We start from the raw sequence: 25,018 nt of genomic DNA, 5'->3' as shown, positions 1-25,018 counted from the left end.
CTACTCCTTCAGCTAAACGCGGGCCTGGCCGGCTTGTCCCATTGTTCATTCACTTCAATGACCATCTTTTCTTTTACCGCCGTAATATCCTGCCAGCCTTTGCGCGCTACTGTATCATTGTAATTGAGTATGATTACGTCGAGTTTCATGGCGATGATGGCCTCTTCACTCATTTTTGGCCAGCCTTCCTCTTCCATGGCATGTTTCGGTAATCTTTTCAACGAATCCATCCCCATTTCTGTTATAACATGGTAAAAAAACACCCCATGCAGAGGTGTTCATAAAAGACAGATAAGCAACATCCTGTTTATCCGGTCTTCATCTCCCCATCCGCGCAGGTTGATTGGTGAAAATGAATCGGCAGATCTCCTGGCTCATGATCATCGCTTCCCGCCCCTTCCCGTACCGAATTGAACAGTGGTTATTGCAAGGTGCTCAACATTTACAGTGGCGGGACCGCGTTGGATTTGCACCAGCTTCCCCTTTTCAGCCTTTTTTACGGAATGTTCCGAAACTGACGCCGGATTTCGTTAAAAAGCCACCGATTGCCATACCATATCAAGTTATACAAGTATTATACATGAAAAATTTTTGTTTCACAGCTTTTTCCTTTATGAAATGGGAATACTATACAACACATATACACAGACATGAGGGGGATTCTTGTTGAAGTGGCTTGCATGGATTGCTATTATCATGACCGTTCTGTTCGTTTTATGCATGGCCGACTTTTACATTGGCCGATTCATTGCGCGAAAAAGAGGAAAACGGCCAAACTTCCCCTTCAGAAATGGGAACATGCAGCTGCTTGTCCGGGGGGAGGACTTGTTTTCCCATTATTTTGCTGACCTCCTGAAGGCTCAATCCAGCATTCATATCTTATTTTATATTGTAAAAAATGATCCTTTTGGCGATCTTTTTTTTAACATATTGATGAATCAGGCACAAAAAGGGGTCAAAGTCCGCTTGTTGCTTGACTGGTTTGGGTCCAGGACGGTTTCAAAACAGCTCATCCAAAAGGCGAGAAAAAGCGGAATGGATGTGTATTATTGCAACAAACCGGGCTTTCCGTTTTTCTTTTTTACCCTGCAGCGCCGCAATCACCGAAAAATAACAGTCATTGATGGAAAAATCGGTTATGTCGGGGGCTACAATATTGGAAAAGAGTATATTAATCTTGATTCAAGTCTCTCCCCGTGGCGGGATTACCACTTGCGCATTGAAGGAACCGGAGCAGCCGATTTGCAGGACGTCTTTTTGCTGGATTGGAAAAGAGCAACAGGAGAAGAAAACTTCGATGAACAGGCATTATTTCCTCCCCTTTCCGAAGGGCCCGTTACGTACCGCTTTTTCCCGACTGAAGGGATTGGTGCAGAGGAGGAAATCATCAGTCATATTGAAAAGGCTGCAAGCAGTATCTTTATTGGCACCCCTTATTTCATTCCACCGAAAAAAGTGATTGACTCACTAGAAAGAGCTTTGAAAAACAATGTAAAAGTGACAATTCTCGTACCGAGAGTGTCCGACCATCCCATCGTCAAAGAAGCATCTTTTCCCTATCTGCGGAAAATACTCGCCAAAGGAGGCACTATTTACCAATACAAAAAAGGATTTTTCCATGCGAAAGTTCTCTTGTTTGATGATGAGGTTTGTGACATCGGTACGGCCAATTTCGACTATCGAAGCTTATTGCTCAATGATGAAATCAATTGCTTTATATACGACCGGGAGTTTATTGCCCACGTTAAAAAAATAATCGCTGAAGACATCATGCAATCGAAAAAATTAAATGATCGGGATCTTCAATCGGTAAACCTTCGTTTCCGTGTAATAGAATGTATTGGAGGTTTGATAAAAGGGCTGTTGTAAGCCATGTACTGCAGTAAGTAAAGCGCAAACGCCTTGCTCATCGACGTACAGACTGAGCTGAAATGTGGAAGACGGCCGCTTAGGGGCGACAAGCGCTGGAGGGCAATCCAGCAAAGTCGCTCTTTGACTTCGCTGGATTGACCAAAGCGACCTCGAGCTTCTGCCGTCTGCAACTAGACAAAAGTGCCTCCGACGAGCTAGGCACAGAAAAGCTTCTTTTGAAGAAAAATTTCCTTGGCAAGTGATGCTTTCTTTGCTTACGAGAAAAAAAAGGAGCATTTCTGCTCCTCATTTGGTTCACATTTTCTCCGGCGTCGACACTCCAACAAGCGTAAGAGCATTTTTCAATGTAATTTGAACGGCTTTTATCAATGCAAGCCTTGCTCTCGTTTCTTTCGGCCGATCTTCATTCAATACTTTTTCAGCATTATAGTAGCTGTGGAAAGCCGAAGCCAAATCAAAAATGTAATTTGTAATCCGGTGCGGGATGCGCTTGGCTGCTGCTTCCGCCACTTCTTGGGGAAATTCGCCGAGTTTTTTCAGCAGTTCCATAGCCTTTTCACTCGTCAAACTGGAGAAATCGATGTCTTTTTCAACAGAGAATCCTTTCTCCTCGGCTGAACGCAATATGCTGCATATCCGGGCATGTGCATATTGGGCATAATAGACCGGATTGTCATTTGATTCCGCTACAGCCAGATCGAGATCAAAATCCATGTGCGTATCCGCACTTCTCATTGCAAAAAAATAACGGACAGCATCAAGGCCCACTTCTTCAATCAAATCGTTCATCGTCACGGCTTTACCGGACCGCTTGCTCATTTTCACCCTTTCCCCGTTCCGGTACAAATGAACGAGCTGGATAATTTCCACCTCCAGGCGGTCGCGGTCAAATCCCAATGCTTCAATTGCCGCTTTCATCCGGGGAATATAGCCATGGTGGTCTGCCCCCCAAATATTGATCAGCTTATCGAAACCGCGGTTCAATTTATCGAGGTGATAAGCAATATCCGGCGTGATGTACGTATATGTTCCGTCATTTTTAATCAGTACACGGTCTTTATCATCTCCAAAATCTGTTGAACGGAACCAGGTGGCGCCTTCTTTTTCATAGAGATGGCCTTTCTTGCGAAGGAGCTCCAATGTTTCTGCAACCTTTCCGCTTTCATACAAGGATGTTTCCGAAAACCAAACATCAAACGACACCCTGAATTGTTCCAGCACATCCTTCAGTTTGGCCAATTCAAAATCAAGGCCGTACCGGCGGAAAAAAGCGATGCGTTCTTCCTCGCTTTTATGGACAAATTCATCGCCGTACTTTTCCGCCAATTCTTTCCCGATTGCAATGATATCCTGGCCGTGATAGCCGTCTTCAGGCATTTTCTTATCGATTCCAAGCGCCTGAAAATAACGGGCTTCCACCGACAAAGCAAGATTATGTATTTGATTGCCGGCATCATTAATATAATATTCTCTTGAAACGTCATAACCCGCCATGTCTAAAATATTGCAAAGCGAGTCCCCTACTGCTGCACCGCGGGCATGACCAAGATGAAGATCCCCGGTCGGATTCGCTGAAACAAACTCCACCTGGATCTTTTCCCCTTTTCCCGAATTGGAACGGCCGTATTGATGATCTTGTTCCAAAATGGCCGGCACTAAATCCGTTAAGTAGCTGTTATCCATATAAAAATTAATAAAACCTGGTCCCGCGATATCAATTTTCTCGATCGAAGCTTTCGAACCATCGAGATGATCCCGAATTTCCTCGGCAACTTGGCGGGGTGCTTTTTTCGCTATTCTGGCAAGCTGCATCGCCATGTTCGTGGAATAATCCCCGTGTGACTTATCCTTTGGCTTTTCCAAAACCACTTCAGGAATTTGCTCTTCGGCTGCCAAGCCCGCCTTTAAAACGGCAGAGCGAATTTCCTGTTTCAATTTTCCCTGAATCTGCTCAACAACATTCATGTAATTACTTACTCCTCCTTATAATTTATCTCCATATCATATTCACCTGCATGCGCCCCTTGCATAAACAAATCGTACTGCAGTTTTACGGTCCCTTCGCATTTTTCGGTACTTTCTTTGTGGAAAATGCCCCTCGTATTGGTCGATAACAAAAGGCTTCCGAATTCACTCATGTGAGAACCGCTTTTTTGTTCATTCAAACGAAACTTGAGGCGCATGTCTATGACGCCTTTTCTAAAAATAGTGGCCTCATTCCCGTCCACTTTTACGACTGAACGAACTGTCCCTTCTTCTTGGACTTCTTCATATGTTAAATAAATTTTATTATTTTTTTTATAATAATGCCCAAAAACGACCAATTCGTATGTTTCCTCTTCATCTTCAAGCCGAATTTTCGTTACGAGATGGATTTTGACTGGGATTTCTGCTTCAGCCGTCAATGCCATCACTTCCTTTTATGCTTAATATAACCTTTATATTATAGGAAAAACCAGTAGGAAAGTCCATGGAACGAAAGCGATATTTGCCAAGATTTATTTATTTGTGAATTCGTTGTGAAATAAGCTGCTGATATTCCACCCGCCGTTTCAGTTCTGTTTCATAACAATAACACAGCAAAAATAAAAAAACTTCATATGGATGGCCGAAAGTGTGTGATACCCAAAACGGGTATTTTTTTTCCAAAAATCTCCCGGTTCATGAATAAATGCGGCCGTTTTCTCTCATACTGTTGAAAGAAGATTAGTAGAATTTTTGGGGGTGAAAGGGATGGAGGCCATAACAAAGGAAAAAAAATGGAGAACTTTTCGCATTTTTTCTTTTTTATTTATAATGGCGGCAACTGCTGTTGGCACGCTGCTGCTATCTTTTTTCTTATGGCTGAAAATACTTGGGCCCCCTCCACTGTCCATCCCGCAATCCACTTTGTATTACGCAGCGGATGGGTCGATCATCGGGGAAAGCAATAGCGGACAGAAAAGGTATTGGGTTTCACTTGATGAGATTTCTCCCCACGCCGTTGACGCGATGATTGCGATCGAGGACAGGACATTTTATGAACACAGTGGTTTTGACATCAAAAGAATTGGCGGAGCAGTACTTGCCAATATGAAATCCATGGGTAAAGTGCAGGGAGCGAGTACAATTACCCAACAGTATGCCCGAAATTTATTTTTAACGTTGGAGAAAACGTGGACAAGAAAGCTGCTCGAAGCTTTTTACACGATTCGGCTGGAGTTTCATTATAGCAAAGATGAAATTCTTGAGGGTTATTTTAATACCATTTCGTACGGACATGGCGCTTACGGAATTGAAGCTGCCAGCCAATTTTATTTCGGAAAGAGCGCGAAGGAGCTTTCTCTGGCCGAAGCCGCCATGCTCGCAGGGATTCCAAAGGGTCCGGGGATTTACTCTCCCCTTGTTTCCCCTGAAAAAGCAAAAGACAGGCAGCTCCTGATTTTAACCGCCATGCAGGAAACAGGGAAAATTTCCGTTTCCGAAAAAGAAACCGCAGCAAGGGAAAGACTTCATTTCATCGGAAAACATCCGCACCACAAAGCCGATTTTGCACCGTATTTTTATGATGTTGTAAAAAAAGAATTGTCTTCAAAGGCAGGATTGGATAATCGCGTCGTTGAACTGGGCGGCCTCAAAGTGTATACGACATTGGATTTACAATATCAGAAGATTGCCGAGGAGGTCGTTCGGGAAACCATATCCGAAAAATCCGAAATACAGGTTGGATTTGCAGCAATGGAGCCAGACACCGGATATGTCAAGGCTCTTGTAGGGGGAAGGGATTATAATGAAAGCCCCTTTAACCGGGCAGTGCAGGCAGTCAGACAACCCGGATCAACGATCAAGCCGATTCTTTATTACGCTGCATTGGAACGCGGATTTACACCGGCCACAATGCTGCGCAGTGAACCAACAACGTTCAGATTGAACGGGGAACATAACGAATATACACCGCATAACTTTAACAATCAATATGCAAATGAAGAAGTAACAATGGCCCAGGCGCTTGCCGTTTCAGACAACGTTTACGCGGTAAAAACCCACATGTTCCTTGGACAAAATGCCCTGATTGAAACAGCCAAAAAAATGGGAATCCAATCCGGCTTAAAAAAGGTCCCTTCCCTTGCACTTGGAACATCGGGGGTTAAGGTGATCGAACTGCTCAATGCATACAGCATGATTGCCAATGGCGGAACAAAGGTTGAACCCGTGTTTATTACGCGGGTGGAAGATTCCCGCGGAAAGGTCATTTACGAAGCACCTGCTTTTAAAGAGAAGGTGTTAAAGCCTGAACTTGCTTTTGTATTAAGCCATATGATGACAGGCATTTTCGATCCGAAACTGAGCGGGTATGCCACTGTTACAGGTGCATCGGTTGTCAATCAGATGTCCCGGGAATATGCCGGAAAGTCCGGTTCAACGAATTCGGACAGCTGGATGGCGGGTTTTACCCCGAAATTGGCATCTGTTGTTTGGACCGGATATGACAAAGGAAAAGAAATGACGTTAACGGAAGACAAATTGTATGCCAAAAATATATGGATTCGTTTCATGGAAGAGGCGCTCGAAGGACAAGATGAAAAGGATCACGCCTTTTCACCGCCGGCCAATACGGTGGCGGTTCCGATTGACCCGGCAAACGGAAAGATCGCCACAAATTCCTGCCCGGTGTTTCGCCTCACATACTTTGTAAAAGGGACGGAGCCAACAGAATATTGTACAGTCCACATGCATGATGAACCTTTGGAGGCGCCGGACCGGAAAAAAGAAAAGAAAAAACGGTGGTGGGAAAAAATATTTTGAATAAAAATGGCATCCCGGCTGTAGCAGGGATGCCGTTTCTATGCAAATTGGCTTTTATACAAATCCGCATAGAAGCCGTTTTGTTCCATCAGTAATTCATGCGCTCCTTTTTCAATAATGTCCCCCTCGTTCATAACGAGGATCACATCGGCGTCACGGATCGTCGACAGCCTGTGGGCGATGACGAAGCTTGTGCGGCCTGACATCAGCTTATTCATCGCCCGCTGAATATTCATTTCGGTCCTTGTGTCAACACTGCTTGTTGCCTCATCCAAAATCATCATTTTCGGGTCAGCCAAAATCGCCCGTGCAATCGTGATTAACTGCCGCTGGCCCTGTGAAATATTTGCCGCATCCTCACCAAGGATCGTATCATATCCATCGGGCAATGTCCGGATAAAGTCATCGGCATACGCACTCTTGGCTGCCCGGATGATCTCCCCCTCCGTTGCACCATCGCGTCCGTAGGCAATATTGTCCCGGATCGTTCCGTTAAAGAGCCATGTATCCTGAAGCACCATGCCAAACAGCGACCTGACCTCCTCCCGTGTAAGGTCGCGGATATTTATGTCATCGATCCATATGTTCCCGCCGTCGAGTTCATAAAATCTCATGAGCAAATTGATAATCGTTGTTTTGCCGGCACCTGTAGGCCCGACGATGGCAATCGTTTGTCCCGGTTGAACTTCCAGACTCAAGTTTTTAATAACCGGTTTCCCTTTTTCATAACCGAAGCGGACATGATCAAATGTAATTTTGCCCTTAATATGTTCGAACGGCACTTTAGAAGGAGCTTCCCCTGCTTCCTCAGGCTCATCCAACAATGTAAAAACCCGCTCGGCAGAGGCCAGCGCCGTTTGAACCATGTTGGCGATCCCGGCAGCCTGTGTAATCGGTTGCGAAAGCTGCTGTGAATATTGAATAAATGCCTGCACATCCCCGATACGGATGCTTCCGTTCAATACGAGAAGACCTCCGCAAATACTCACGAAGACAAATCCCAAGTTCCCGACAAAAGTCATCATCGGCATCATGATTCCGCTAATGAATTGTGCCCGCCAGCCGGACTGATAAAGACGTTCATTCACCTCGTCGAATGTTTTAATGGCTTTTTTCTCATGCCCAAACGCCTTGACCACCTGATGCCCGGAGAACATTTCTTCGATGTGGCCGTTGATATTTCCGAGCTCCACTTGCTGATTGACGAAATGCTTCTGGGAGCGGGACGCAATAAACCTGATAACAAGCGCACTCAATGGAAAAGTGATCAAAATGACCAAAGTCAACGTCGGGCTGATGACAAGCATCATGATGATTGTTCCAATGATACTAATGAAAGACGTGATCATTTGTGATAGTGCTTGTTGAATCGAGTTATTAATATTGTCAATATCATTAATCGCCCGGCTTAAAATATCCCCGTGCGGATGACGGTCATAATAACGAAGCGGCAGGCGGGCGAGTTTATCGTTCACGGCTTTTCTAAGCTCGGCCGTCGTTTTCTGGGAGATTCCCGCCATTAAATATTGCTGTAAATAAGTAAAGAGGGAAGAAACAATGTATAGACTCAACAACAACATAAGCAGCTTCTGTAAAAAAGGAAAATCGATCCCCGTTCCTCCCGTCACACTTGCAAAAATGGAGGATGTCGCATCCCCAAGCAGCTTTGGGGTAACGACACTAAATAATGTAGAAAAAAACGCTGCCACGGTTACGAAAAGCAGCTGAAATTTCCTTGGTTTTAAATGGCCCGCCAATCTCTTGAACGTCTTGTTGAATTCCTTCGGCTTTTCTCCCGGGGCGATTCCATGCCGTGAACCGCCCGGTCCGGGCCGAAAGCCCGGGCGACTGCTTTGTTTACTCATGCGCCTTCCTCCCCGGCCTGCTGGGAAAATACAATTTCCTGATAAATTTGATTTTCTGCCAGCAGTTCTTTGTGCGTTCCAATGCCGGCCACTTCCCCTTCATTCAATACGATAATTTGATCTGCATGTATGACCGTATTGACGCGCTGGGCGACAATGACGACACCAGCCTCTTTCGTAATGCCGGAAAGTGCGGTCCGCAATTTTGCATCCGTTTTAAAATCAAGCGCCGAAAAGCTGTCATCAAATAAATAAATGTCGGGCCTTCTGACGATGGCGCGGGCAATGGCGATGCGCTGTTTTTGCCCCCCGGACAAGTTGGCTCCACCCTGGTCCACAAACAGATCCAATCCTTCATTTTTTTCTTCTATAAATTTGGAAGCTTGAGCAATATCCAACGCCTCCCACATCTCCTCTTCAGTTGCATCTTCTTTTCCATAGCGCAAATTTTCAGCCACCGTACCGCTAAACAATATGGCTTTTTGGGGTACATAGCCGATTCTCTTCCTCAATTCTTGCTGGGGGATGTTTCGTACGTCCACCCCGTCAATCGAAACCGTACCCTCTTCAACATCATACATTCTCGGTATGAGTTTAAGAAGCGTCGATTTCCCTGAACCGGTGCTTCCGATGATCGCCGTCGTTTCGCCGGGCTTTACCTCAAATGATATCTTTTTTAACGCCGGCTTTTCGGCTCCTTCGTATCGGAAAGTAACATCGTGAAATTGGATGAACCCGTTCAGAGCACTCCCATTTCCCGGTGTCTCTGGATCCAAAATGTCATTTTCCATACGGAGCACTTCATCGATCCTTTTTAAGGAAGCCTGCGCCCGCGGAATCATGATAAATCCAAAGGAAAGCATGATCAAAGACATTAAAATCATCATGGCGTACTGTAAAAATGCCATCAAATTTCCTACCTGCATGAAGCCCTGGTCAATCCGGACAGCCCCGAACCAGACAATCGCAATACTCGTAAAATTCATAACCATCATCATGACCGGAAAAAGAACAGCCATCATTTTATTCACTTTAATCCCGGTATCGCGGAAATCTTCATTCGCGGCATTAAACCGATTCTTCTCACGGCCAACGTTGTTAAATGCCCGAATGACCCTGACTCCCGTTAAGCTTTGTCTGACAACGAGATTTAATTTGTCTGTTTTTTTCTGTAACGCCGCAAATAGCGGAATGGCTTTTTTGGATATGAAAAAAATCAGGAGCGCCAATATGGGCAGTGAACCGAGAAAAACAACGGAAAGTCCGGGCTCCCTCGCAACCGCCAAAATAATCCCCCCGACGAGCATTAGAGGAGCGCGCGTCATCATGCGCAATACCATGTTAAACACATCTTGAACTTGCTTTACATCGTTTGTCGTCCTCGTAATCAAAGATGCTGTTCCGATTTTATCAAATGTCTGCACGGAAAAGTTTTCAACGGTGACAAACAAATCACGCCTGACATCTCTGGCAAAACCGAGGGCGGTCCGGGAGGCAAAAAACGAAACCCCCGTCATGAGCAAGACGGCTGCCAATGCGCAAACGATCATGAGTCCGCCAATTTTTAAGATATAAGGAATATCACCTCTGACAATGCCAATATCGACGACGTTGGCCATGAGCGTCGGCAGCAGCAGCTCCAGCATAATGGCTCCAAGCGTAAGGAACACGACACAGGCAATTTGTATATAATACTTTTTTATATGAACAAGCATGGTAATCACATCCCATTCCTGTTTAGATGATGTGGCCAGGTAAATATACTTTTCTAGTTTATAATGAAAAAGATTGAGAATCAAAGCATTGATTGGAGTGAAAAAGATTTATTTCACTTTTGACGGAAAATGCGAAAGAGGCCGCGGGACCGGTATAAGGATGTATTCTGCGGTGAGGGACCCAAATTTCATTGGCTCTTGAACTTGAACAGGAAGAAATCGAAACGATTTCTCATCGGCCTGGCGAAAAAGGCCGCGTTGCAAAGGAGCTGCAAGACACTTTTTGGGGTGCAAATATCCAAAAGCAAAAGACCCATTCGGTGTCATTTGGGATATCGATTACACGAGGGTTTAAATAAAAAAGCGCTTGGGGTATGCTGCCCCAAGCTGTTTAAGCGCCAGCGCTTTTTATGTCCCAGTTTGCCATGTGCAAACTATCTTTAAGTTTACTTACTTTCCCGTAAATCGGCAAGCTGGTGCCCGGCATTTTTTTTAACTGTCATAGATTGTTCAAAAAGACGCTCGATTGAACGTTCAATTTTCCAATTCTTCTCTTAGCTCATCACTGGAATTGAGCCATATTTTTTCATCATGGTTTTTCAGGAAGTCGGCGAGGACTTTTCTTGATGGCTGATCCATATGGCGGACAATCACCCGCCCTTTCATTGCTTTATCCAAATGATTGACGTGCTCCGGCATTGATTTGTAGCCGCGGCGGGCCGGACGGTTGATCCATAGCTCGCAAGCGGCGACCCCCGCATAATACGGACCCTCATCTTTAATGTCCACGGCGACCCATACGACCCAGTATTTCTTGGCTCCCTCTTCGGGGAATTCGCTCCTGTCCTTCAAATATTTGACGCCGCGTTCCGTTTTGCTGCGCGCGTGCATTGCCTGTTCCTCAATCCAGGCCTCCCCTGCCTCGACATCAATCAAGATGGGCGTAATATTTTCAAGGCTGAGTGAACCGATTCCGAAGCCTTTATGTCCCATGGTAGGATCATTTTTTATGATATTAAACTCGACTTTTCTCTTTTGTTCCATCATAACTCCTCCTTTATACTACCGCAAAAACATCGCAAATACGTTATGTATGCTGTTGATGAAAAAAGGGACGACCGTGTTCAAAATCGGGTGAATCGTATAATACGACAGCGGAGTAATGACTAATATTAAAAATATGAGTGATCCATATTGCTCATACCGCGTCATTTTCGCCCTGGTATCAGGTGAAACAAGATCCTCCACAATACGGTATCCGTCCAGCGGCGGAAGGGGCAGCAAATTAAAAACAAACAACAATACGTTCATCCATATAAACAGGTTGAAAAATTGGGTCACAAAAACTGGCAGTTGCGCAGATACTCCCGTTACCATCAATATAAAAAATATGAAAGAGCCGAGAATAGCCAGGGCGAAATTGCTCACCGGCCCCATTAATGAAACAATGATGCCTGCAAGCCGCGGATTTTTAAAATGATAGCGGTTGACAGGAACCGGGCGCGCCCAGCCAAACCCGGCAATAAAAATCAGCAATGTCCCGATCGGATCCAAATGGTGGATTGGATTCAATGTAAGCCTGCCCTGATTTTTCGCCGTCGGGTCTCCAAACTTATATGCAGTATAAGCGTGGGCAAATTCATGTACCGTAAAGGCAATGAGCAGCACCGCCGCCACGATCGGAATTTGTTCCAGCGGAAACCTTAAAAATCTTTCCACATATCCAGCCCCTTTTTTTAGTCTATTGTTCATATTATACAAAATAAACGGGCTTTACTCATTCAATGTGTTTCTTCGCTTGAAAAGCAACCAGTAAAAGGCATACACTTTTAATGAAATGTCATTATTTTCGGGGAGGAAAAAACGATGCCGCTGGTGACCATTAAAATGTTTGAAGGACGGACAGATGAACAGAAAAAAGCGTTGGTGGAAAAAGTAACGGAAGCTGTAGCAGAAACAACAGGCGCTTCTACTGAATCCGTAACCATTGTGATTGAAGAAATGACGAGAAACCATTATGCCGTTGGCGGCAAAAGATTCAGCGACCAATAGCCGGGCTGAAAAAAGACAGTCTTTCCGAATGTTAATTCGGAGACACTGTCTTTTTTAATGATTGTATATAGCTGTATGCTTCGTCAATTTCCTTCATGGAGTAATTTTGCTTGCGTTTCAGTTCGGCAATTTTATCCGCCACTTCATTTTTCGGAAGATGTTCAAAATATAATACGGTAGAAACAAGCTCGAGAAATCGGGCGCTTTGTCCGTTCATATCGGTCAGGCATTCTTCCAAAAGGGGGATATTGACCGATTCGGATTCCAAAAATTCACGGCCCGACGGCGTGATCATATAGCGATATTGGCTGTACCCGCCCTTATCTTCCTTCATTTCTTCAATAAAACCGAAATTGCAAAGCTCTTCAATCCTCAACGTCAATTCTTCGGAATAGGGCCCGTAAAAATGAAACTCAAACTTCTCTTCAAATGGAAAATTCATTTTTTTTGCGATAAAAATCATTTTTTGCAGCTTTTTCCTGCCGACAATTTCACCAGCCGAAGCAAAGACTGTCATTAATTTCAGATGATCATGAAGCATGAATATATTTCAACCCCCGCTGTAAATTTTCCAATTTGTACATCCGTTCCACGGCATCCATTAAAATGTGTGCAGCATAGAAAGGATGCGCCTGGAAATATTATGTTCCCCGGATCTGCTTTGCAGCAAATCTTCAGGAAAATACAATTTATGATCGGTCCGCCTTTTTCCCGAAATCGCCTGGACAATCGCCGATTCTCTTGAAAGTTCGGACAGCTCGCCGTTTGGCATCAGCAAATGAATCGGCAGGCGCTCCTCTTCTTCTCCCGGACGGTAAAAATCATAAGGCAAATCCGATGAGGAATCAACCGCCAAATAATATTCCGGGTCAATGCCCGCTTCCCGAAATAAATCCTCCAATTCACGCAGCACCCTATATTGCCGGGCCGGCTCAAATTCCACGTATTTAAACAGGTTTCTGTTCATAAAACGGTGACATAAATCACATAAAATTCGATCATCCTCTTCTTCCCACATGTGAAAATAATAGAGGATGACGGGTTCGTCCAATTTTAAATAATCGGAGAGCGTCACTTTTTCTTCAAATAAAGATTGAAAGTGCACAGGTTCTTTCTTGAATGGGTATCCCATTTTATATAATGCTTTTACCCTTTGGAGTATTTTTGTTAAAATCACTTCCGCACTCCGGGTCACCGGATGAAAGTAAACTTGCCAATACATTTGATACCGGCTCATGATATAATCTTCCACCGCATGCATGCCGCTCGATTTAAACACGACATGATCCTCATGTGGCCGCATGACGCGCATGATCCTCTGCATGTCAAAGTGGCCGTAGCTCACACCGGTAAAATACGCATCCCTCTGCAAATAATCCATCCGGTCTGCATCTATTTGGCTTGAAATCAAACTCACAACAAGCTTGTCATGATACGTTTTTTGAATGACTTCAGCCACTTGTTGGGGAAAATCGTCGCCGACAGACTTGAGGACATCGTTGACCTCCGTATCCCCGAGGATAATATGTTTTGTAAAATGCTCATGATCAAGGCGAAACACTTTTTCAAATGAATGAGAAAACGGTCCATGGCCAAGATCGTGCAGCAAAGCCGCACAAAGTGACAGCAGGCGCTCATCCGGGTTCCATCCAGGATGCCCTTCAAAAACTTCATCGATAATTTGCCTGACAACTTCATAAACCCCGAGCGAATGGCTAAACCGGCTGTGCTCAGCCCCGTGAAAGGTCAGGTAGGTCGTGCCGAGCTGCTTGATGCGACGCAGCCGCTGAAATTCCCTCGTTCCAATCAGATCCCAGATGAGTTTATCCCTGACGTGTATGTAACCGTGAACAGGATCTTTAAACACTTTTTCCTCGCTTAATTTGATGCTGGAATCCACTATCGGCTCTCCTCTTCCTATCTATCATGTTTTCATTATAGCGGTTTTCAGCACGTAAAGAAAGAACGTTCATCTGGCCGAAGCTGCCGTTTCAATGCATAAGAAAACAAGATTAATTTTCAGCGTCCCATCAAAAACTATCAGCTTTTTTGCCATTTTGGTATAAAAACCATTTTTCTTGTACATCCTTTAACTAACCAAAAAATAGTTCAAAAGGAGTTGGTTAAGATGAAAACACGCCAAGATGCCTGGACAGAAGAAAATGATCTGCTTTTGGCCGAAACGGTTCTTAGGCATGTACGCGAAGGCAGTACCCAGTTAAATGCTTTTGAAGAAGTTGGAGACAAATTAAACCGAACATCTGCAGCCTGCGGATTCCGCTGGAATGCTGTCGTCCGCCAGCAATATGAAAAAGCGCTTGATTTGGCCAAAAAACAGCGAAAACAGCGGCAAAGGCTGTTGGGAAAAGACCAGGGCGGAAAGAAAAAATTATTATACCAGCCGCCGGTTCCATCTTTGGAGGATATCCAAGCCCCGGTTTTGGAGGACGTTAATGGAACAGAAATTGTTGATTCATCAGATTTTGATATGAAGGAAAACCAGGGCGCTACAAAAGAAATTGTCCCGTCCGGAAATGAAATCAATTTAGGCACGGTCATTGCTTATTTACAGCAGCTCCATCATTCGGAATTCAACTCAGAAATATTAAGAAGTGAGAATGAGAGATTAAAAAGGGAATTAACCGATCTAAAAGCTGAAAATAAAGAACTGGCCCAAAAAATAGAAGAACTGGAGAATACATCAGTTACGATGCAGGAAGATTATGAGACATTAATGAAAATCCTGAACCGTGCAAGAAAGCTTGTCCTGTTTGACGAGGAAGAACGCCCGTCCACAACCTTTAAAATGGATCGGAACGGTAATTTGGAGAAACTGGCTGAGTAAGAAAAAAGCCGCCCGGTGCGGCTTTTTCTATTTTTCCATAAATTTTCTGTTTCTGTCCACCATTCGTTCAAAATAATGAGGATACCATTCCAGCTCTTTCCCTTGGAGGCTGCTCATATAAAATTGCCCACCGGTACATTTCACTGCTTCCAATAGCCGCTGAGTGACGTCTGTTACTGTAATCGGTTCATTTAACAATTCGGATAAGGATGCCATGACGCCAGGCTGAACCGCAGGAAACACATATTTCATTGATTCATTGAATTTGGAATGTGTGTAAAACTGCTTTAATAATTCCGCCCGTTTTATTCCGCTTCCAGAAACGCACAAGTACACTTGAACAGCAACGCCTTTTCGAATTCTCCTTTGGGAAATGCCGGCAAATTTTTTTCCACGGATGCTTAAATCGTAGCTCCCGGGGCAATAGGAACCAATGATTTCACGTGCTTCAATCCCGTAGGGATAATCTTGGAACATGATCTTAACAAGCTCCCACATGGCATCATAACCGCGATTAATGTCAATGCCCCGTTCTGTGTCCGGAAATATGAGGGAAATATTCAATACCCCTTCATCAAGCAAAACGGCCAAGCCGCCGGAATTGCGCACGACCCATTTCATATTATTTTCTTCCAAAAACCGGAGCCCTTTTTCAAGCTGCGGAAGCTTCGTATCTTGAATACCCAATACCACTGTATCGGCATGGACCCAAGTGCGGATCACTGCCGGGGAATAACCGCTGCCGACAGACTGGCAAAGCGTATCATCGATCGCGAACGACTCCAATGCGTTAAAATGTGGGGCTATCCCGGATTGATCAATGATCCGCCATTGATCTTGGTATAATAAGGACTTGATTTCTGCCATCAGTTCTCTCCTCTTGTCTCTCTTGATGCCATTATGTTTGTCCCATTGATTGGACAGCTGTTATAATTGCAAGTCGATATACGTCCTCTTCACTGCATCCCCGGGAAAGGTCGTTCACGGGGGCGTTTAATCCTTGGAGGATTGGGCCGACTGCGGCAAAGCCACCCAGCCGTTCCGCAATTTTGTACCCGATGTTCCCTGCCTCCAGACTTGGGAAAATAAAAATGTTTGCATCCCCTTGAATTTCTGAATCGGGCGCTTTTTTGAACGCCACAGCCGGCACGAAAGCCGCATCAAACTGAAATTCGCCGTCAATCACCAGTTCAGGATGCATATTTTTGGCCAGTTGAACGGCCTCCGCCGCTTTAACTGTTTCTTCGGAGTGGGCCGACCCTTTCGTCGAAAAGCTGAGGACAGCCACACGGGGATCTATATCAAACATACGGGCCGTTTTTGCACTTTCCACGGCTATTTCCGCCAGCTCCCGGCCGGTTGGGGCAATATTGATCGCGCAATCGGCAAACATATACTTTTCTTCCTCCCTGACCATGAGAAATATGCCCGAAACCTTGCCGACTCCTTGTTTTGTTTTGATGATCTGAAGAGCGGGCCGGACCGTATCGGCAGTTGAATGCGCAGCCCCACTCACCAAACCATGGGCTTTTTTTAAATAGACGAGCATGGTACCAAAATAGTTTGCATCGAGTAATAGTTCCGAAGCTTCCGATTCCGTCACTTTTCCTTTTCTCCGCTCCACCAATGCTCCGATCATTTCATCCATTCCGACATATTTGTGGGGATCGTATATTTCCATTTCCTCCACAGAAATGTCCAGTTCTCGGGCAAATTTGCCAATTTCTTCAAAATCGCCGATTAATACCGGCGTCAATGCCCCCTCCTTTGCAAGCCGGCCTGCTGCAGCAAGAATCCGCGAGTCCATTGATTCGGGAAAAACAATTTTTCTTTCCCATCCGGCTGCCTTTGTTTTCAACCCATGAAATAATTCCTCCATATTCTTGCCTCCCAAATGTGATCCGAAATCATCACATATTTTACACTTTTTCAAGAAACGCCATTCTTTCCCTATTCCCTTTTTCAATAAGAGTGATGCGAATTTAAGAAACGGATAAACTGTGCTATAGTAATAATGGATTATAAAGTATGGGAGTGATCGTTGTGAGTGAACCGGCGCAAACGTTAGACGGTTGGTACGCGCTGCATGATTTTCGGACAATCGATTGGGCGGCATGGAAATTATTATCCAATGATGCACGGCAAGCCGCCATTCACGAATTCAAGCAGTTCCTTGGAAAACTGGATGATGTGCAAGACCGCAAAGAAGGCAGCCATGCCTTGTATACGATTATAGGGCAAAAGGCAGACTTCATGCTAATGATTTTGCGGCCAACAATGGAAGAATTGAATGATCTTGAAAATGAATTTAATAAACTGACAATTGCGGAGTATACAACACCGGCATATTCCTATTTTTCCGTCGTGGAATTAAGCAGCTATCTTGCCGGAGATTCTGATGAAGATCCATACGAGAATCCATATGTCCGTTCCCGTTTATACCCGATATTGCCCAAAACGAAATATGTTTCGTTTTATCCGATGGACAAGCGCCGGGAAGGCCATGACAACTGGTACATGCTGACAATGGAAGAACGGAAAGACCTTATGTATAGCCACGGATTGATCGGCCGCCAATATGCCGGGAAGGTAAAACAAATCATTACCGGTTCTGTCGGGTTTGATGATTACGAATGGGGAGTTACCCTCTTTTCCGATGATGTACTGCAATTCAAAAAACTTGTATACGAAATGCGCTTCGATGAAGTGAGTGCCCGCTACGGTGAATTCGGTTCGTTTTTTGTTGGACATTTGCTTGAAAGCAACCGGCTCGATCAATTTTTGCATGTAAAATAACCCTTCCCCCCATTTGTAATGAATGGGGGATTTTTTTCGCATGTTCCCCCTCCATTTTACATACATATAAAAGAACATTAAATCCAGAATAACTCATCTTTTGAGGAGGGAATGCTTTGGCGAAAACAAATCAACCGCAAGGGGGAGGTCCTTTCCCGCAAGGTCAGATCCCGCAAGGTCAAATCCCCTATGGCCAACAGCCTTATTATGGAATGATGCCGCCCCAAACGATGCAGCAGCCCATGCATGTTCCGACACCCGTGACAGGGACCAAAGGCGGCGTCAATGTCCCCGGCATGCTTCCAATAGAGGAGTCTTACATTGAAAATATTCTGCGTTTAAACAAAGGAAAACTTGTTGAGGTTCATGCTACATTTGAAAATAACAGGGAATGGAATGCAAAAATTTTCAGGGGACTGATCGAGGCGGCCGGCCGTGATCACCTTATCATCAGCGATCCGGAAACAGGGAAAAGATATTTGATCCCGATGGTGTATATCGATTATGTCACATTTAGCGAACCGATTGAATATGAATATCCTTTTGGGGCAGGCACAGCACGTTACGCACCCAGGTAAAATTAAGATAAGCACAAGCGCCTGTTTATCGTCGTACAGACCGGAGCAACTCCGGCCTTAACAAGCACAAAAACCTCGAATCTGTAAGGATCCGAGGTTTTTAGTCTTATAAATATTTAATTGAAAACAAGATAAGCAAAACCCAGGAGACAAGGAATGCCACCCCGCCAAACGGCGTAATGGCCCCCAGTACTTTTATCCCTGATGTACTGAGGACGTATAGGCTTCCGGAAAACAAAATAATGCCGATGAGCATCAGCCAGCCCGACCATGAAAGCAAGGAACTTGCCCCAACCTTCCCGGAAATGATGCCGATTGCCAGTAAACCAAGGGCATGAAACATTTGATATTGGACGCCCGTTTTCCATATTTCCAAATATTTGGGCTCAAGCTTATTTTCCAATCCATGGGCACCAAATGCCCCGAGTGCAACTGAAAGAAAGGCATTGACTGCTCCCAAAATAACAAATATTTTCATCCGTCTGCTCTCCCATCACTTAAAAATCAAAAATCGATTCCCCATTGGCTTCTTCATCCTTCAATATTTTGCCGCCAAGTTCTTTTACAGGACTTGAAGAAACATGATGCTCTTTTTGTTCTTTGCCGCCTCCTTGGCCACCCGCTTCGATGACCAGTTCGGCAAGGGCCTTGACAGCGAACATGCACCCGCGGATTTCTTCTGCGCTTTCCGCTTGTTTAGCCTTTAACAACTCCCGTTCCATTTTATCAATAAATGCGTTATATGTAACGTTCACGGATAATCCCCCTTGTATGGCTCTTACTTACAAGCATAAGGCCATTGAGCCAAAAAATCAAAAACGTTACAAGTTGGGAATCTGCCAATCAATTGGCTCTTCACCCATTTCTTGTAAAAATGCGTTCGTTTTGGTAAATGGGCGGCTTCCGAAAAAACCACGGTTCGCCGACAGAGGGCTCGGATGGGGAGATTGAATGATTTTGTGTTTTTTTGTATCTATCAGGCGCAGCTTCTCTCTTGCGGGCCTCCCCCAAAGAATAAACACGGCTGGTTTTGGGCGTTCATTGATTAACGAAATCACTTTATCCGTAAATATTTCCCAGCCTTTGCCGCGATGAGAGTGGGCCTGTCCCGCTCTTACCGTCAAAACCGTATTCAACAGCAGGATTCCTTCTTTGGCCCACTTTACCAAAAAACCGTTGTTCGGAATAAAGCAGCCCAAGTCATTCTCTAACTCTTTGAATATATTTTGAAGGGATGGGGGGATAGGGACGTCCGGCTTCACCGAAAAACTGAGGCCATGCGCCTGTCCCGGACCGTGGTAAGGATCCTGTCCGAGCAAAACAACTTTTACATCATTGTAAGGAGTATAATGCAAAGCATTGAAAATATCATGCATGGGCGGATAAACATTTTTTTCTCTGTATTCCTTTTTTAAAAACTCCCTCAGATTTAAATAATACGGCTTTTGAAACTCCTCTTCCAAAAGCGGTCCCCAGTCGTTTTTTAAAATTTTCTTCGACACGAAAGTTCCTCCTTTACACACATGCTACCATGCATTTATTCTTGCATATTTTACACTGGAAGAACATTAAAACGCCCATCGATGATGTTTAATGTGAAACTTGTCCGGATATATACATACTAGCGGACCGCTATTGGTCCCCAAAATAGACTTCAAAGGAGGCTTTTCCATGAATACTGTTAAAATATGCGAAAATGGAATACAGGCAAAGGAAGTTATTAACCAGTTAACAGCGGAAGGATATGATAAGGAAAATATATATTTATTTGCACACGGTGAAGAACGGGAAAAGGACTTGACGGAGGCATTGGACACAGGTGAAGTCGGAGTGGCAGAGCAAGGCTTGGTTAATTCTGTAACAAACATTTTCCGTAAAAGAGGCGATGAGCTCCGCTCCGAATTTGAAGCGGTCGGGCTGAGCAAAGCAGAGGCCGAAAAGTATGAAAAAGTGTTGGACGGCGGAGAAATTGTGTTGGTTGCGAAAAAACATTAATATGAAATGGCAAAAAGCGGGTGGAAAAGATCCACCTGCTTTTTTCAGTTTATATTCCCTATATTTCATCATGAACCAATCAATCAAGCACTTGGGCAAAAAGGATGAATGTCAGCGCACCATAATGAAAACTTTCAGCAAGATTGGAAGCTTCTTTTTAAAAAGAATCAGCAAAACGATCGGTGTTCCGACGGCAATCGTCGAACTCGAAACCAAACGGATTCTCCCCCTTCAGCCATTATTTCCATTATCCTACCAGTGAATGATAAATCTTTCTGGCTGTATCAGGATCGCTCGTCCCATGAATAAGCGCGCGGCCGTCGCGGAAAAATACGGCCCTGGTTCCATCCTTGCGGACGGAAACGAGAAAAGGATTTCCGCCTACTTCATACCCCGCTGAACGCCATTGCCTGACGATCTGTTCCAAAGGAAAATCCCCCTGCTCCGCCGGCCTGATTTGTACCGTATCACGGCCGCATAAAACGGCCACTTTCATTTCAAGCTCCGGGTCCAAAAACGGGTATACCGGCCTCTCGCCGCATGAACGGCAGCTGCTTTCCTTCAGTGCATCCGTTTTTAAAGATAAATATTCGTTTTCCCATAGATCGAAGGAAACGTACGTTTTTCTGACGGCATTCATGTTGCCGGATAAAATTTTCAACGCTTCCGCACCTTGATGGGCTGTTACCATTTGTACCGTTGGTGCGATAATGCCGACCGTATCACATGTTTGCCCTTGTAACGGAATTTTTTTCAGCAAACATTGCAGGCACGGCGTAACACCCGGAATAATGGAAAAAGCCATGCCAAAGCTGCCGAGGCAGGATCCGAATAAATAAGGAAGCCGGTATTTTTGTGCCAGATCATTCATTAAAAATCTAGTTTCAAAATTGTCCGTTCCATCTATTAATAGATCCGCACTCTCCACGACATTTTCCAGCAAGGAAGCATCTGCCTGGGCGACGATTGCGGAAATTTGCACGTCTTTATTAATAAGTTGCAGCTTCTCTTTTGCCGCCTCCGCTTTCGGCCATTTTTTCCTTGCATCTTCTTCTATAAACAAATGCTGGCGCTGCAGGTTGCTCATTTCTACATAATCCCTGTCTATCAAGGTCAGCTTCCCGACTCCGGCCCTTGCCAAAAGTTCAGAAGTGTGAGTCCCAAGCGCCCCCACACCGACAATGATGGCGTGTTTTTTGCGAATTTCTTTTTGTCCGGCGGGCCCGATCGGCTTAAAAAGCTCCTGCCGTGAATAACGTCCTGCTGGGTAAGCCATCGCCATCACCCCCCGCTGACAGGAGGAATTAACGCGATTTCGTCCTTTTCACCTATGACCCGTTCGTCTTTGGCAAATTCCTCATTGACCGCAATCATAATGCCGGCCAAACTGCCCAATGACGTTTCTTTTTCCAGGTAAGCGCGCAATTCTTTAACTGTTTTGCCGGCCGCATTGATTTCCATAAAGCTTTTTCCGGCATTTTCCTTTAAATGGGCAAACAACATAACCTTATTCAAGCAAATCACCTTCTTCCGGTTTTCTTGTGACATACTCTTTTGTTCCTTGTTGATTGCCGACCCATTCCTCCCCATCTTCCCAATGCTCTTTTTTCCAAATCGGCACCAGTTCTTTTACCCTTTCAATTGCGTGGCGATTCGCCTCATAGGCTTCGGGCCGATGCGGGGAAGATACGGCAATCGCGATCGCGATGTCGCTAATCTCCAGCCGGCCGATGCGGTGGATCATGGCCACTTCGACAACAGGCCACCTGTCCTTCATTTCATTGACAATTTGTTCCATTTGTTTAAGCGCCATTGACTCATACGCTTCATATTCCAAAAAAAGGGTTTTCCTTCCATGCGTCAGCTCGCGCACTGTTCCGGCAAACATTGTCACCGCTCCTGCTTCCCTTCGAACAACCTTTTGAAAAACATCATTAATATTGATCGGATCCCTCGTAATCTCACACGTCATTTTCCTCACACCCTTTAGCCATCTCGGCAGCTTTTATGTAGTCTTGGCTTGTATTCATATTCCAGACGTCCTTGATGCCTTCGCCCACATCCACATATTCGGCATCAATCCGGTCCAGCATTGATTTCACCGATCTTTTCCCATCCTCTAAAGCCGCTTTCGCCGCTTCGGCAATCCGGGCGTTATAGGCGGCAAAGAGCGGGTGGATCCGTTCAGGATCTGTTGGTATAACAGCGTCCCGGTCATTTTTCTCTAAAATATCAATAAGCTGGCAGCCCAACTTTGCAGAAGCAAACGGCATATCGCAGGCCACAACAAGACACGGTCCTTCCTCTGCTGTATATAAACCTGTATAGATGCCTGCAAGCGGTCCCTGCCCCTTATAGGAAGGAGCATCCTCAAGCAACAGCACATTCAAGTTTTGATAAGGCTCCGCATCGTTGGCAATAACAATGACTTTTTCCGAAACAGGCCGGAATTCAGCAATGATCCGGTCAATGACACGGACCCCGACTATTGGCATAAGCGCTTTATTTTGTCCCATCCGGCTAGATTTGCCCCCGGCTAAAATAATCGTTATCATGCTTCGGCGCCTCCCGAAATTCCATTTACAAAATGGTTGTCATCATTATAACAGAATTGACCTTTTTTTGGGCTTTGCGGCTTTGGGAACACAGCGTTTTCCTGTCAATTTTCTTTCTCCCGAAAGAGGGTATATAATTGGTACAACCTTTTTAATTGGAAGGAGCACGAGATAATGAAAAAAGCTTTGACACTCGCAGGGTCCGATTCCAGCGGAGGAGCCGGCATACAGGCGGATTTAAAAACGTTCCAAGAAAATGATGTGTATGGCATGACCGCACTTGCTTCCATTGTTGCAATGGATCCCGACAACAATTGGAATCATGAAGTTTTCCCCATTGATGCCAAAATCGTTGAAAAGCAATTGAACACCATCCTTTCTGTTGGAATCGATGCAATGAAAACAGGCATGCTTGGTTCAGTGGATATTATCGAGCTTGGCGCCAAGAAAATTGATGAACATGGATTAAAAAATGTCGTCATTGATCCGGTTATGGTCTGTAAAGGCGAAGACGAAGTCCTTCAGCCGGAAAATACAGATGCGATGCGCGAATTGCTCGTTCCCCGCGCCGCCATCGTTACGCCAAACTTGTTTGAAGCATGGCAGCTTGCCCAAACCGGTCCGATCAAAACAATCGATGACATGAAGGAAGCCGCCGCCAAGATATATGAACTTGGTGCCCAGAATGTCATCATTAAAGGGGGAACAGGATTAAATACGAATAAAGCGGTAGACCTGTTCTATAATGGCCAACAATTTATCTTATTGGAAAAAGACAAGCTGCATACAACATACAACCATGGTGCCGGGTGTACATTTGCCGCTGCCATTACAGCAAACTTGGCAAAAGGAAAGTCTGTGGAAGACGCTGTCAAAAGAGCAAAAGAATTTGTGACAGCTGCCATCAAACATGGATGGAAATTAAACGAATATGTCGGTCCGGTCATGCACGGTGCTTTTTATAAATAATGCCCCCCGATTAAAAAGCTTTTTTGCTTGTCCAGTCCCCCACTTACCGGCTATCGCCGCTTAAAGTGAGGGACTTTAGAAGCGATGATGCCGCCCATACTATAACCGAAAAATACAAAAGGCTCTTCCATGAAGGCACGAGGCAGGGCAGCTTCCAGATCTGATCGCCTGCTCCATATTTTCATGAAAAGGCTCGTTCATTTTGCTGCCCCGACCGGCCAACCCGATAGATGCATCTCGACAAAAGCTGGCAACTTCGTGCGCCAGAGAAGGGGGGAAGTGAAACTAATCGCGTTTATTTTTATCTTTGTTGTCTTCTTCGTCGGTCAAAGCATCGCGTATTCCTTCAAGCACCGTTTCGGAGATCGTCTCGGGCAAATTTTCCAACTCTTCCCCTACCTCTTTGACCTCTTTCGGTACATCCTTACCTTTGATAATACCGAAACGGAATTTTTTCTTGCTCATGTTCATTTCCCTCATTTCCCAATCATTGCTTTTATTTTATCATCATTATATGAACGTTCTATCTGTTCTGAGTATATTGCCCAAATCCTATCTTTCGTAATTCCGCCCGTTTTTTAGTAAAATGGGCTTAGTCCGAGGGTGAAGGAGGTCAACGACTTGGAAGAGATCAATGTGCAACAGGTACAGCATATGATTAATCAATTTGCAAGAGAAGCTGTATTCATCCACTTGGAAACGACAAACGGTGCATACGCTTCCCATAAAGATGAATCTTTTTTTTCATCCGGCGCATATATCCGCAATGCCGAAGTATGTTACGAACATGGAAAAATCACAGGCGACGGTCCCTTTAGGGTGGGCTTAAAGCTTCCGATCGGGTGGATTTATGCGGAAGGCTTGACGCATTTTGAAGTAGATGGTCCCGGAAGACTGCTTCTTGCCGGCCATGATTATTCCGGTAAATTGGCCGTTGCCCTGCAAATAAGCAAAACACCTTTTAAATAGATACAAAAAGGAGCTGACGCCA

28 protein-coding genes and 1 riboswitch are annotated in these 25,018 nt (G+C 44.9%); of the genes, 9 read left to right on the top strand and 19 right to left on the bottom strand.

The annotated features are described in order from the left end of the window. Positions 1 to 8: 8 nt before the first annotated feature. Positions 9 to 221, bottom strand: a complete 213-nt coding sequence (locus AB1L08_RS07360; RefSeq protein WP_413064019.1) for a substrate-binding domain-containing protein — start codon at positions 219 to 221, stop codon at positions 9 to 11. A gap of 121 nt (positions 222 to 342) precedes the next feature. Continuing rightward, positions 343 to 540, bottom strand: a riboswitch (cobalamin riboswitch). Positions 541 to 666: 126 nt separating this feature from the next. Here AB1L08_RS07360 and cls point away from each other — a divergent pair. After that, on the top strand, positions 667 to 1,869 hold the full coding sequence (gene cls / locus AB1L08_RS07355) for a cardiolipin synthase (RefSeq protein ID WP_413064018.1): 1,203 nt from the start codon (positions 667 to 669) through the stop codon (positions 1,867 to 1,869). A gap of 297 nt (positions 1,870 to 2,166) precedes the next feature. Here cls and argS read toward each other — a convergent pair whose 3' ends face one another. Beyond that, a complete protein-coding gene (argS, locus tag AB1L08_RS07350) occupies positions 2,167 to 3,837 on the bottom strand; it encodes an arginine--tRNA ligase (protein ID WP_413064017.1) in 1,671 nt (556 codons plus the stop codon). An 8-nt stretch (positions 3,838 to 3,845) separates the two neighbouring features. Then, entirely contained in the window at positions 3,846 to 4,277 is a 432-nt protein-coding gene (locus tag AB1L08_RS07345; protein WP_413064016.1) for a YwiB family protein, read from the bottom strand. A gap of 328 nt (positions 4,278 to 4,605) precedes the next feature. Between AB1L08_RS07345 and AB1L08_RS07340 the strand changes: the two genes are divergently transcribed. Next, entirely contained in the window at positions 4,606 to 6,657 is a 2,052-nt protein-coding gene (locus tag AB1L08_RS07340; protein ID WP_413064015.1) for a transglycosylase domain-containing protein, read from the top strand. A gap of 38 nt (positions 6,658 to 6,695) precedes the next feature. Here the strand turns inward: AB1L08_RS07340 and AB1L08_RS07335 are convergent, their stop codons facing one another. From AB1L08_RS07335 to AB1L08_RS07320, 4 genes are all read right to left on the bottom strand, one after another. Then, entirely contained in the window at positions 6,696 to 8,522 is a 1,827-nt protein-coding gene (locus AB1L08_RS07335) for an ABC transporter ATP-binding protein (protein WP_413064014.1), read from the bottom strand. Then, positions 8,519 to 10,246 (bottom strand): ABC transporter ATP-binding protein, encoded by a 1,728-nt coding sequence (locus AB1L08_RS07330; protein WP_413064013.1) that lies wholly within the window; start codon positions 10,244 to 10,246, stop codon positions 8,519 to 8,521. The genes AB1L08_RS07335 and AB1L08_RS07330 overlap by 4 nt, the downstream gene beginning before the upstream one ends. A 525-nt stretch (positions 10,247 to 10,771) precedes the next feature. Beyond that, positions 10,772 to 11,284 (bottom strand): YwhD family protein, encoded by a 513-nt coding sequence (locus AB1L08_RS07325; protein ID WP_413064012.1) that lies wholly within the window; start codon positions 11,282 to 11,284, stop codon positions 10,772 to 10,774. A 15-nt stretch (positions 11,285 to 11,299) separates the two neighbouring features. After that, positions 11,300 to 11,956 (bottom strand): site-2 protease family protein, encoded by a 657-nt coding sequence (locus tag AB1L08_RS07320; RefSeq protein ID WP_413064011.1) that lies wholly within the window; start codon positions 11,954 to 11,956, stop codon positions 11,300 to 11,302. Between the two features lie 147 nt (positions 11,957 to 12,103). Here AB1L08_RS07320 and thmT point away from each other — a divergent pair, with 147 nt between their 5' ends. Then, positions 12,104 to 12,289: a 2-hydroxymuconate tautomerase gene (gene thmT, locus AB1L08_RS07315; RefSeq protein ID WP_413064010.1), complete on the top strand. Its 186-nt coding sequence runs from the start codon at positions 12,104 to 12,106 to the stop codon at positions 12,287 to 12,289. Between the two features lie 31 nt (positions 12,290 to 12,320). Here thmT and AB1L08_RS07310 read toward each other — a convergent pair whose 3' ends face one another. Both AB1L08_RS07310 and AB1L08_RS07305 read right to left on the bottom strand, forming a co-directional pair. After that, complete coding sequence (locus AB1L08_RS07310; protein WP_413064009.1) at positions 12,321 to 12,830, bottom strand: YwgA family protein; 510 nt, start codon at positions 12,828 to 12,830, stop codon at positions 12,321 to 12,323. A gap of 60 nt (positions 12,831 to 12,890) precedes the next feature. Then, positions 12,891 to 14,192: an HD domain-containing protein gene (locus tag AB1L08_RS07305; protein ID WP_413064033.1), complete on the bottom strand. Its 1,302-nt coding sequence runs from the start codon at positions 14,190 to 14,192 to the stop codon at positions 12,891 to 12,893. A 225-nt stretch (positions 14,193 to 14,417) separates the two neighbouring features. Here AB1L08_RS07305 and AB1L08_RS07300 point away from each other — a divergent pair, with 225 nt between their 5' ends. After that, on the top strand, positions 14,418 to 15,134 hold the full coding sequence (locus AB1L08_RS07300; RefSeq protein ID WP_413064008.1) for an RsfA family transcriptional regulator: 717 nt from the start codon (positions 14,418 to 14,420) through the stop codon (positions 15,132 to 15,134). 27 nt (positions 15,135 to 15,161) lie between these two features. On the opposite strand, the gene lipL is transcribed toward AB1L08_RS07300, so the two are convergent. Further along, a complete protein-coding gene (gene lipL / locus AB1L08_RS07295) occupies positions 15,162 to 16,001 on the bottom strand; it encodes an octanoyl-[GcvH]:protein N-octanoyltransferase (RefSeq protein WP_413064007.1) in 840 nt (279 codons plus the stop codon). A gap of 31 nt (positions 16,002 to 16,032) precedes the next feature. After that, positions 16,033 to 17,013 carry a phosphate acetyltransferase gene (gene pta, locus AB1L08_RS07290; protein ID WP_413064006.1) on the bottom strand — a complete coding sequence of 327 codons (981 nt, stop codon included), beginning with the start codon at positions 17,011 to 17,013 and terminating at the stop codon, positions 16,033 to 16,035. Between the two features lie 164 nt (positions 17,014 to 17,177). Between pta and hemQ the strand changes: the two genes are divergently transcribed. Beyond that, positions 17,178 to 17,930 carry a hydrogen peroxide-dependent heme synthase gene (gene hemQ, locus AB1L08_RS07285; RefSeq protein WP_413064005.1) on the top strand — a complete coding sequence of 251 codons (753 nt, stop codon included), beginning with the start codon at positions 17,178 to 17,180 and terminating at the stop codon, positions 17,928 to 17,930. A gap of 116 nt (positions 17,931 to 18,046) precedes the next feature. Then, positions 18,047 to 18,508 (top strand): spore coat protein GerQ, encoded by a 462-nt coding sequence (gene gerQ, locus AB1L08_RS07280; RefSeq protein WP_413064004.1) that lies wholly within the window; start codon positions 18,047 to 18,049, stop codon positions 18,506 to 18,508. Positions 18,509 to 18,614: 106 nt separating this feature from the next. Here the strand turns inward: gerQ and AB1L08_RS07275 are convergent, their stop codons facing one another. From AB1L08_RS07275 to AB1L08_RS07265, 3 genes are all read right to left on the bottom strand, one after another. After that, complete coding sequence (locus AB1L08_RS07275; RefSeq protein ID WP_413064003.1) at positions 18,615 to 18,986, bottom strand: DUF423 domain-containing protein; 372 nt, start codon at positions 18,984 to 18,986, stop codon at positions 18,615 to 18,617. Positions 18,987 to 19,005: 19 nt separating this feature from the next. After that, positions 19,006 to 19,263: a DUF5327 family protein gene (locus AB1L08_RS07270; RefSeq protein WP_413064002.1), complete on the bottom strand. Its 258-nt coding sequence runs from the start codon at positions 19,261 to 19,263 to the stop codon at positions 19,006 to 19,008. A gap of 66 nt (positions 19,264 to 19,329) precedes the next feature. Beyond that, the gene (locus tag AB1L08_RS07265) at positions 19,330 to 20,010 is read right to left on the bottom strand and encodes a uracil-DNA glycosylase (protein ID WP_413064001.1); all 681 of its coding nucleotides are present in this window, start codon (positions 20,008 to 20,010) and stop codon (positions 19,330 to 19,332) included. A 169-nt stretch (positions 20,011 to 20,179) separates the two neighbouring features. On the opposite strand from AB1L08_RS07265, the gene AB1L08_RS07260 reads away from it, so the two are divergent. Further along, positions 20,180 to 20,503, top strand: a complete 324-nt coding sequence (locus tag AB1L08_RS07260; protein ID WP_413064000.1) for a YflT domain-containing protein — start codon at positions 20,180 to 20,182, stop codon at positions 20,501 to 20,503. Between the two features lie 247 nt (positions 20,504 to 20,750). On the opposite strand, the gene AB1L08_RS07255 is transcribed toward AB1L08_RS07260, so the two are convergent. The 4 genes from AB1L08_RS07255 to mobA are packed head-to-tail and all read right to left on the bottom strand — an operon-like array spanning position 20,751 to position 23,058. After that, the gene (locus tag AB1L08_RS07255; protein ID WP_413063999.1) at positions 20,751 to 21,779 is read right to left on the bottom strand and encodes a ThiF family adenylyltransferase; all 1,029 of its coding nucleotides are present in this window, start codon (positions 21,777 to 21,779) and stop codon (positions 20,751 to 20,753) included. Between the two features lie 5 nt (positions 21,780 to 21,784). Continuing rightward, positions 21,785 to 22,027 carry a molybdopterin converting factor subunit 1 gene (moaD, locus tag AB1L08_RS07250; RefSeq protein ID WP_413064032.1) on the bottom strand — a complete coding sequence of 81 codons (243 nt, stop codon included), beginning with the start codon at positions 22,025 to 22,027 and terminating at the stop codon, positions 21,785 to 21,787. Next, entirely contained in the window at positions 22,011 to 22,475 is a 465-nt protein-coding gene (locus AB1L08_RS07245; RefSeq protein WP_413063998.1) for a molybdenum cofactor biosynthesis protein MoaE, read from the bottom strand. Before AB1L08_RS07245 ends, moaD begins: the two co-directional genes overlap by 17 nt. Beyond that, on the bottom strand, positions 22,465 to 23,058 hold the full coding sequence (gene mobA / locus AB1L08_RS07240) for a molybdenum cofactor guanylyltransferase (protein ID WP_413063997.1): 594 nt from the start codon (positions 23,056 to 23,058) through the stop codon (positions 22,465 to 22,467). Before mobA ends, AB1L08_RS07245 begins: the two co-directional genes overlap by 11 nt. Before the next feature lie 174 nt (positions 23,059 to 23,232). Between mobA and pdxK the strand changes: the two genes are divergently transcribed. Then, positions 23,233 to 24,027, top strand: coding sequence for a pyridoxine/pyridoxal/pyridoxamine kinase (pdxK, locus tag AB1L08_RS07235; RefSeq protein ID WP_413063996.1), 795 nt, complete (start codon positions 23,233 to 23,235; stop codon positions 24,025 to 24,027). A gap of 285 nt (positions 24,028 to 24,312) precedes the next feature. On the opposite strand, the gene AB1L08_RS07230 is transcribed toward pdxK, so the two are convergent. Then, positions 24,313 to 24,492: a hypothetical protein gene (locus AB1L08_RS07230; RefSeq protein ID WP_413063995.1), complete on the bottom strand. Its 180-nt coding sequence runs from the start codon at positions 24,490 to 24,492 to the stop codon at positions 24,313 to 24,315. Between the two features lie 156 nt (positions 24,493 to 24,648). Between AB1L08_RS07230 and AB1L08_RS07225 the strand changes: the two genes are divergently transcribed. Further along, a complete protein-coding gene (locus AB1L08_RS07225; protein ID WP_413063994.1) occupies positions 24,649 to 24,996 on the top strand; it encodes a YojF family protein in 348 nt (115 codons plus the stop codon). Positions 24,997 to 25,018: the final 22 nt, after the last annotated feature.

Origin of the sequence: Siminovitchia jepli, assembly GCF_047228825.1 — a bacterium.
Taxonomy (GTDB): domain Bacteria; phylum Bacillota; class Bacilli; order Bacillales; family Bacillaceae_C; genus Siminovitchia.
This window is presented reverse-complemented; position numbering and strand designations above follow the sequence as displayed.

What these genes read in the sequence shown, in the direction of transcription:
- AB1L08_RS07300 (WP_413064008.1), top strand. Translation starts at nt 14,418, where the DNA reads ATGAAAACACGCCAAGATGCCTGGACAGAAGAAAATGATCTGCTTTTG.
- AB1L08_RS07325 (WP_413064012.1), bottom strand. Translation starts at nt 11,284, where the DNA reads ATGATGGAACAAAAGAGAAAAGTCGAGTTTAATATCATAAAAAATGAT.
- AB1L08_RS07335 (WP_413064014.1), bottom strand. Translation starts at nt 8,522, where the DNA reads ATGAGTAAACAAAGCAGTCGCCCGGGCTTTCGGCCCGGACCGGGCGGT.
- AB1L08_RS07310 (WP_413064009.1), bottom strand. Translation starts at nt 12,830, where the DNA reads ATGCTTCATGATCATCTGAAATTAATGACAGTCTTTGCTTCGGCTGGT.
- mobA (WP_413063997.1), bottom strand. Translation starts at nt 23,058, where the DNA reads ATGATAACGATTATTTTAGCCGGGGGCAAATCTAGCCGGATGGGACAA.
- pta (WP_413064006.1), bottom strand. Translation starts at nt 17,013, where the DNA reads ATGGAGGAATTATTTCATGGGTTGAAAACAAAGGCAGCCGGATGGGAA.
- pdxK (WP_413063996.1), top strand. Translation starts at nt 23,233, where the DNA reads ATGAAAAAAGCTTTGACACTCGCAGGGTCCGATTCCAGCGGAGGAGCC.
- AB1L08_RS07230 (WP_413063995.1), bottom strand. Translation starts at nt 24,492, where the DNA reads ATGAGCAAGAAAAAATTCCGTTTCGGTATTATCAAAGGTAAGGATGTA.
- thmT (WP_413064010.1), top strand. Translation starts at nt 12,104, where the DNA reads ATGCCGCTGGTGACCATTAAAATGTTTGAAGGACGGACAGATGAACAG.
- AB1L08_RS07245 (WP_413063998.1), bottom strand. Translation starts at nt 22,475, where the DNA reads ATGACGTGTGAGATTACGAGGGATCCGATCAATATTAATGATGTTTTT.
- AB1L08_RS07340 (WP_413064015.1), top strand. Translation starts at nt 4,606, where the DNA reads ATGGAGGCCATAACAAAGGAAAAAAAATGGAGAACTTTTCGCATTTTT.
- AB1L08_RS07255 (WP_413063999.1), bottom strand. Translation starts at nt 21,779, where the DNA reads ATGGCTTACCCAGCAGGACGTTATTCACGGCAGGAGCTTTTTAAGCCG.
- AB1L08_RS07275 (WP_413064003.1), bottom strand. Translation starts at nt 18,986, where the DNA reads ATGAAAATATTTGTTATTTTGGGAGCAGTCAATGCCTTTCTTTCAGTT.
- argS (WP_413064017.1), bottom strand. Translation starts at nt 3,837, where the DNA reads ATGAATGTTGTTGAGCAGATTCAGGGAAAATTGAAACAGGAAATTCGC.
- AB1L08_RS07260 (WP_413064000.1), top strand. Translation starts at nt 20,180, where the DNA reads ATGAATACTGTTAAAATATGCGAAAATGGAATACAGGCAAAGGAAGTT.
- lipL (WP_413064007.1), bottom strand. Translation starts at nt 16,001, where the DNA reads ATGGCAGAAATCAAGTCCTTATTATACCAAGATCAATGGCGGATCATT.